The organism is Winogradskyella litorisediminis, assembly GCF_042675765.1.
GTDB lineage: Bacteria > Bacteroidota > Bacteroidia > Flavobacteriales > Flavobacteriaceae > Winogradskyella > Winogradskyella litorisediminis.
The window spans coordinates 1-7,216 of sequence record NZ_JBHTJL010000008.1 but is presented as its reverse complement, the minus strand read 5'-3'; the positions used below and the strand labels follow the sequence as shown (position 1 = coordinate 7,216).

The window sequence follows — 7,216 nt, the reverse complement described above, 5'->3', positions numbered from 1 at the left end:
TCCAGTAGCATCTGTTATTCCGCAAGGTGGTGGTCCATTTGATTCTGATTTTTTAAAATCTTTTTGCGCATACTTTAGAAAATCAAGCGTTGTTTTAGATTTCAGAGATGCTTTCAGTTCGTTTTTCTTTTCATCTTCTAATTCAAGTTGTTTTTGTTCTTCTTTAAGTTCTTTTCTTTTTTTTAAATATTTCTTTGGTGCTTTTTTGCTGTAAGCGATTACATTTCCATCATTTTTGAAAATGTAATAGCCAATATTATTATAAGCACTCCAACCTCCAGTCAGTTTTATTATCACTCCAATTTCGTTAGTTTCGAGTTTTTCAGGTAATTCATTTTCACTTGTTACTTCTTCTCTCACATTTAATTTCGGAAGTTCTTGTCCAATTAAATTCAATGAGATTGAAAGGAATAAAGTCAAAAGTATCTTCATTTTCATAAGGTTTTGTTCAACTTACACACAACGTTTTGGTATAAGCTTTGTTGCGTTTTAGTAATGCTAAAAATAAGCAAATAATTAAACAACTTTGTGCCTGCGTATTTTTCCGAAGGAAAAATTTAGCAGCAATAAAGTTTATACAGTGTTGGTAGGCGTATTTATTTCAGTGTTTTATAATATTCTTTTTTATAGAAATTTTCCTTCATTTTTCTTTTTTCCAAAAGATTCAAAATTTCTTTTCTTTCTTTTTTGTTTAAGATTTCTTTCAATTCAATGTTTTCAGTAGCTGGAACAAAAGAAACTACAAATTCACCAAGCATAAATCCAGTTCCAATGCAACCACTTTGATAATGAACAAAAGCTAATGTGTCATTCAAAGCTTTTTCAAATAATTCCTTTTTCTCAACTTTTTTGTTTTTAATTAAATTCCAATAAGCTAATCCTTTCACACTTCCATTTGGATATTCAGTCAATTTTGACAATTCCTTTTCATTCAAATTCTCATTCAACCAATTTTGTCTATACCATTGTTGAGGAGTTTTTCCTGCATAACCAACATACTTTGAAGTGATACTTCCATATTTTTCAAATTCAATTATTGAATCTTTAATTTCACTCCTAATTCCATTCCAATTAAAGTTGTTGACATAACTATGAGAGAAAGTAAATGATAACAATAGAAAAATTATTCCAAGTGAAAATAATGGAATATAATTCATTTTTGTTTTCCTTCTATTTGTTTTTCTAAACTTCATTTTCGTATATGACTACCAACGTCTCGGCTATGAGTAGTTGTGTGGTTTAGCACTTAACTTTGCAAGTACACATCAAACTGAAAATCCGCGAGGATTTTCAGAAGTAGGCGAGAACAAGCAATTACTTATAGCCATTGTTGTGCGTACGTGTTTTTTAAAGTTTTTCAAATTTAGTAGCTGTTATAAAGCGTATATTTCTACTAGCAATTCTTTTTTCTCCATCTCTTTCAACCATTACTAATTCTTTGTTTGTTAATGTATACAATTCCTTAGATAGATTGTCACTTTCAAGTGAAATTTCGAATTCTAATAGTTTTGCAATTAATTGAAAATAGTTTAAAGTTTTTTCAAATATTATTTCCTCCTCATCTGCCTCAATAAACTTTGCAGACATATTTCCAATTGTAATAGATTCAACTTTGCTTTCGTCAATATCAGGAATTGATTTAAGAATAGTATTTCCAAAATCCATTGGTGATAACCAATAGCCTCCCCAAACTTCACTAATTTTAAAAATTATATCTGATGAAAAAATTATGAATTCAAAATATGTTATTCTTTCATTGTTATTTAATTTTTCTAACACATCTAAATATTCCTTCGAAAGTTTATTAATAGTCTTCAGTAATTCTTTATCGACATAATAGTCTCCTTGTTTTGAATTAGGAAATAATCTTCTGTAAATCTTATCGCATTTTTTTTCATTAAGAATGTCATTTTCATTGCATAGTTCTTCATAATAAGATTTGAACATTTCATAATGCTTATAATAATTAGCAAAATTATTCTGTTTCATTAGCAGATTTATTTGTGTGCTTAATTGAGTAGAACGATGCATTGTTGCTATCAAAGCGGTTGCTGGAATAACGAGAGCTAGAAATGAAATTGGAAATGCAAATTCAGACAGGAAAAATTTAAATCCTTCTGGACTCCAATTGACAGAATAACTTTTCTTAAATAAAATAATTCCAATTAGAATTATTGCAAATAGAAATAACGCTCCATTAATAATCCAAAACAGCCATTGTTGTGTTAATGTATTTTCAGGATTTAATTTGAATATTTTTTTCATTTAAATTACTAAGAGAGTTTTTTTGTCGGTTCCGTACATTACGCACAACGTATTTGTGTATGGCTAGTTGCGTTGGCGAGAATTAAGTTAATAAAAGAAACCGAACCAGTAGGAAAATCCGTAGGATTTTCCGAGTACACACAGACCAAGCAATTAGTTATACACGTTGTTGTGCTTTCGTTATTTATAATTTAATCATATTGAGTTTCCTTAAGAATTTTATCATTTAATTTGTCTAATTCTATAAACAGATTTTTGTTATCTACCATCCAGTATAAAAAATTGTCGGTAAGATTTTCGAATTCAATTTCTTTAAAAATTTGAAATTTATCCACCTTCAGGTTTGATTTTTCTTTCCAATTTAATGGACCATAGGCATCGATGTCTTTATAGGAATATTTTTTTGATAAGTAGGGAGAAATCTCGTTATCAGATATTGCAGTAAATCTTGTTGTTCTATCTGTCAACGCCTTCATCGTTCGTCCCCAATTATATATTAAATTAACTAGTTCCTTATTTTGGAGTAAATCCAAACGACCTGATTGTATGAGACCAGAAATGGTGTTTTCCGAGGGTCTGAATATAGGAGGGTCAAAGGCATAAAAAAGTAAACTGTCGACATTTTGCTTTCTAAGATAATCTTCGTCTTTGCCCATAATATTCATTAATTGTTTAAGGGCTGCCTCACATAATTTAGCTTCCTCAATTCTTCTTTTTAAAATCGTTTTGTTTTGCAAATATTCGGTATGAATGTTCTTTACAATGGTTTGTTCTTCAAGCTTCTGGATTCGTTCTTGGTTCCAATTATTGATTTGAAGCGCAATCAAAATTCCAATAACCACAAGAACTATCTCTCCGATAGCGTATTTAAAGTACTTTCCAGTTTTTCCTTCTAAAAGTAAATTTTGTCTAATTTTTCTAAAGAACTTTATCATTAGTTAATTTGTGCTTTAGTTATTATAATTTTCTATCGCTGTTAATAATTCATTTCCAAAGGTTACTTGTTCCTCATAAAAACCTGTGAGTTCTGCTGTGAACAAAAAACCTCTATATAAAATTGATAATACTATATCATTTCCTTTGTGTTCGGTTAACATATCTGTATAATTGCCTAACGCTTCTCGCATTTCCTGATTTGGTCTTTTTTCAAGTTCTAACCAACTTGAAAAGAAACCACTTTTATGTAATTCCAAGTCCAAATCATTAGCCCATACTTGTAAACTTGTTTCTTCAAATATTACTTTGTCAACTGAATTATAATAATTATATATCAATTCTTCTATTTCAGAATTATCAAGGTGTTGTAAATATCCAGAGTTTTTTAAAGATTCAAACCCACTACGATTGAAATTCAAAGGTTGCTCTATTATCATTGCAAATACAGCATTGGTGATTTTTCGCTGGTCACTCCAATCTTTCTTGGAAATCAATTCTGTAGCCTGTGCACACAATAGTGATTGTTGCGACCTTGTCTCCATCATAAATTCTGCTACTTTAATATCGCTTTTTACATTTATTGCGATTTTTTCCAAGTAATTCTTGAGGGCTTTTTTTTCGTTTTTGATTTGATTTTGGTTGTTGACTTGAAGTGCAATCAAAATTCCAATAACAACAAGTATTATTTCGCCAACTGCATAAATTAAATACTTACTGAATTTGTTTTCAGATAGTAGTTTTTGTCTAAATTTTCTAAAGAATTTTATCATTGGTTAGCGGTTTCTGATAATGAAGCACAACGTGTATGTGTATGGTTAGTTGCGTACAAGTACGCTGTTATTCTTTGCTAAGCAATATAGTGAATTGTGAGAAAAAATCCTGCGCTTAGCCATCAAACCGCAATTAATTATACACGTTGTTGTGCTTTCGTTATTTACATTCTTTTTCTTTTAATAATACTATGGGTTCTTGCATTTCCTTTTTCAAATTTGATAAATGTTGTTTCTGTCTAATTAACATAGCAATAAATACTACAAGATTATCTTGAAACTTCACGAAGATTGGATTGTTTGGCTCATTTGTCCAATCGTTTTTTGGTAATAAATCCACTAGTTCTTTACCGAGTACTTGATTAAGGTAATTAATATCTTGATATCCAAAATCAACTATTAATTCATAATCACTCATTCTTTTAAGAATTTCATTCCTATTCTCTTGAAGTAGATTTAAAATATTGTTCAAAAATGTACTGTGCTGAATGAGTCTGTTTTTAAGTTTCAAATCTGTCAACAGTTTTAACTGTCCTGACGATGTTATGTCTTCAAAAGCGATATTGCTAGGTACAAAAACGTCTTGTCTTAAAGCAATTACAAATTTATTAAGTATCTCATCTCTTTCATTTGGTATTTTGTTTAAATCTAATATCAATTCTTTACAGAGTTCTATTTTGTTGTTTATCAGTTTGGTAGTGTCATCAATTAGTTTTTCATTGAGTTCAAAGTCATCTAAAATTCTACAGTAATAATCAGCTTCAGCAATATTATTTTTTCGGTTTTCATTCCAGTTATTAATCTGCAAAGCAATTAAAATTCCAATCACAACTAACACAATTTCTCCGACTGCATATTTCAAATACTTTCCAGTTTTTCCTTCCGAAAGCAAATTTTGTCTAATTTTTCTAAAGAATTTTATCATTGGTTAGCGGTTTCTGATAATGAAGCACAACGGTCTCGTATAACCGTCAGTTACGGGTTTATATGCGTTAATTTTCGGTTTGGCACAGACCTTAGCAATTCCGAGTGGATTCGGACGTAGTCGAATCCGCCGTAATTGCGGTTATACATTGTTGTGTGTAGGTTTTTTACTCTTTATTAGTTCTGTCAGATTTTCCGCTTTTCCATAATCCGCATCGTTCAGCCATATTTTCAAATTCCGATTTTCTGTTTTCAGAATTAAGTTTGCTTTGGTTTTGAATTTTCCACCATTTCCGCTTCCAGTTAAAAAGTCGACGATTATGCTTAAAATTGAAATTAGCCAATTTGTTCGTTTCGCATTCAGTTCCGCACTTTTTATTTCAGCGTATGAGTAAGTTCCGTTATTTTTCGGTTCCGAACTGTCGACGATATCAAATTCGTCCGTATTCAGAATAAATTTTAATTCCGGTTTATTTCTCAATTCAACTGTTTCTATCATTCAGCGTTCAGATTTTTAACTTACACACAACGGGTTTGTGTATGATTAGTGGCGTGTTCCAGCACCTAATTTAGCAAATAAAAACCGAATAGAAAATCCGCGAGGATTTTCGTAAGTAGGCGAGGACTAGCCATTAATTATACACGTTGTTGTAGCCAGTTATTTTTATTCGTTTTATTTGATTTTCGCGATTTATTTCAGTCTTTTCAATTCCATTTTGGTCAAGATTATTAAAAATCGTAAAGAAATTTTCATTATCAGATTCCGATTCTTTTTCCAGTATGAATTCAATTCCAGTTAGCATATCACCAGTTTCGTATTTCTCGCCAGTTTCCACTGATTCACTCAAAAAATTATAGGTCAGAATATTAATTCCAATTATCACTTTATTCAAGTTTTTTATCAATTCAGAATTTCCGTTTTCTTTCCATATTAATGGCATTTCACTTCCCATTCCATACCAATTCAATTCATCAGTCAGTTCAAAAGAATTAATTGTTAAACTAAATTCGTCCAATTGATAAGCAGTAAATTCAAATCTTTTTCCGTCGATTTTCAGAATTATTGGTCCATCAGTTAGCCATTCATTTTCTTTAGTATCCCACATTACCCAAAACCTTTCAATTCTCTTTCCGATAAGTTCAGACAGAGTTTGTTCAAACTCACTTTTGAAACTTTCGGCTGTGGTATGAAATTTTGGCTTATATGTTGAAATTCCGAGCATTTTGGTTTAATTGGCTACAACGGTCTCGTATAACCGTCAGTTACGGGATTAAACTTAATAAAAATTGTTAAAGCACAGGCGCGAGCAATTCCGAGTGGATTCGGACGTAGTCGAATCCGCCGTAATTGCGGTTATATAGTGTTAGTTGCAGTTTTTTCAACAAAGTAATTTAATTTTCGTGGCTTAAAAACTTTGCCTGAAATTCTCGGACAATAACCGACACTGAAACAATTTTTCAGATTTTGCATTGCACGCTTGAGTACAAAAATCCGACGTAGTGATTGTGTTTGCAGGCTTAAAAATCAAAATTAAAAGGAACGAATTTAACGGATAAGAGTAAAATCCGACCGCACGGTTAAATTGCTACTAACGGTTACGTATAAGAATAGTTGCGGGTTTACGTGCGAGGATTTTCCGAAGGAAAATCAGACGTAGTAAACTTGCAACTACCTTTGATTAGGCACATAACCGCAATTATTTTTATACATTGTTAGGCACAGTTATTTTTACTGTTTTTTTATCAATTACTAAATCGTTTTGGGTCTCCAGAATACAATATTCAGTCAGACTTTGGTTAATTCCGATTTGAAAATATCGATGTCCTGAATACCAACTTTCGGGTTTTTCAGATTCAAACCATTTCCGTAAAATTGGAATTCCGATTTCAATTAGAAATGATTTGATTATTTTGTTTTCAGAAACTGGAACAGGTTTAAGATTTATAAACCATTTGTCAGTTACTGTTGAGTAAATTCCCGCGACAATTGTTCTGAATTCAAGTAATTCTTTCGAGTTACCTTTTAAATATCTTAAATTAAAACCAGGTACAAATAATCCCATTCTTCCTCCTTCGGATTTATCAAATGAAATAGATAACTTATCATAAATAACAATTCCAGATAGTAATTCCGATATTCTTTTCGAACCTAAAGAATGAGTAAATTCTTTTCCGATTTTCGATTTGTAATTTGTTTTTATCAATTTTGGTCTCTAATTGTGCCTAACGGTTTTGTGTATGGCTCGTTGCGGAAAATCAGCTATGATTTTCCGCCGTAACCGAAAGATAGCAAATTGCAATGAATTCCGATTAGGAATTCA

The 7,216-nt window shown here is 31.0% G+C and carries 9 protein-coding genes; all 9 read right to left on the bottom strand.

Going from position 1 to position 7,216, the window contains the following annotated elements:
- Positions 1-432 (bottom strand): hypothetical protein (locus ACFQ1Q_RS02310; protein ID WP_386127580.1); only part of this gene is annotated, 432 nt, incomplete at its 3' end.
- Between the two features lie 164 nt (positions 433-596).
- Positions 597-1,157: a hypothetical protein gene (locus ACFQ1Q_RS02305; protein WP_386127578.1), complete on the bottom strand. Its 561-nt coding sequence runs from the start codon at positions 1,155-1,157 to the stop codon at positions 597-599.
- Between the two features lie 190 nt (positions 1,158-1,347).
- On the bottom strand, positions 1,348-2,265 hold the full coding sequence (locus ACFQ1Q_RS02300; RefSeq protein ID WP_386127576.1) for a hypothetical protein: 918 nt from the start codon (positions 2,263-2,265) through the stop codon (positions 1,348-1,350).
- A gap of 191 nt (positions 2,266-2,456) precedes the next feature.
- Positions 2,457-3,200, bottom strand: a complete 744-nt coding sequence (locus ACFQ1Q_RS02295) for a DUF6090 family protein (protein ID WP_386127574.1) — start codon at positions 3,198-3,200, stop codon at positions 2,457-2,459.
- 15 nt (positions 3,201-3,215) lie between these two features.
- Entirely contained in the window at positions 3,216-3,971 is a 756-nt protein-coding gene (locus ACFQ1Q_RS02290; RefSeq protein WP_386127572.1) for a hypothetical protein, read from the bottom strand.
- A 160-nt stretch (positions 3,972-4,131) separates the two neighbouring features.
- The gene (locus ACFQ1Q_RS02285; RefSeq protein WP_386127570.1) at positions 4,132-4,896 is read right to left on the bottom strand and encodes a DUF6090 family protein; all 765 of its coding nucleotides are present in this window, start codon (positions 4,894-4,896) and stop codon (positions 4,132-4,134) included.
- Positions 4,897-5,037: 141 nt separating this feature from the next.
- Positions 5,038-5,394 (bottom strand): hypothetical protein, encoded by a 357-nt coding sequence (locus tag ACFQ1Q_RS02280; protein ID WP_386127568.1) that lies wholly within the window; start codon positions 5,392-5,394, stop codon positions 5,038-5,040.
- A 133-nt stretch (positions 5,395-5,527) separates the two neighbouring features.
- The gene (locus ACFQ1Q_RS02275) at positions 5,528-6,118 is read right to left on the bottom strand and encodes a hypothetical protein (protein WP_386127566.1); all 591 of its coding nucleotides are present in this window, start codon (positions 6,116-6,118) and stop codon (positions 5,528-5,530) included.
- A gap of 480 nt (positions 6,119-6,598) precedes the next feature.
- On the bottom strand, positions 6,599-7,099 hold the full coding sequence (locus ACFQ1Q_RS02270; RefSeq protein WP_386127564.1) for a hypothetical protein: 501 nt from the start codon (positions 7,097-7,099) through the stop codon (positions 6,599-6,601).
- Between the last annotated feature and the right edge of the window lie 117 nt (positions 7,100-7,216).

Coding starts and splice junctions, on each gene's coding strand:
- ACFQ1Q_RS02305 (WP_386127578.1), bottom strand. CDS start 1,157: ATGAATTATATTCCATTATTTTCACTTGGAATAATTTTTCTATTGTTA.
- ACFQ1Q_RS02300 (WP_386127576.1), bottom strand. CDS start 2,265: ATGAAAAAAATATTCAAATTAAATCCTGAAAATACATTAACACAACAA.
- ACFQ1Q_RS02275 (WP_386127566.1), bottom strand. CDS start 6,118: ATGCTCGGAATTTCAACATATAAGCCAAAATTTCATACCACAGCCGAA.
- ACFQ1Q_RS02295 (WP_386127574.1), bottom strand. CDS start 3,200: ATGATAAAGTTCTTTAGAAAAATTAGACAAAATTTACTTTTAGAAGGA.
- ACFQ1Q_RS02290 (WP_386127572.1), bottom strand. CDS start 3,971: ATGATAAAATTCTTTAGAAAATTTAGACAAAAACTACTATCTGAAAAC.
- ACFQ1Q_RS02280 (WP_386127568.1), bottom strand. CDS start 5,394: ATGATAGAAACAGTTGAATTGAGAAATAAACCGGAATTAAAATTTATT.
- ACFQ1Q_RS02285 (WP_386127570.1), bottom strand. CDS start 4,896: ATGATAAAATTCTTTAGAAAAATTAGACAAAATTTGCTTTCGGAAGGA.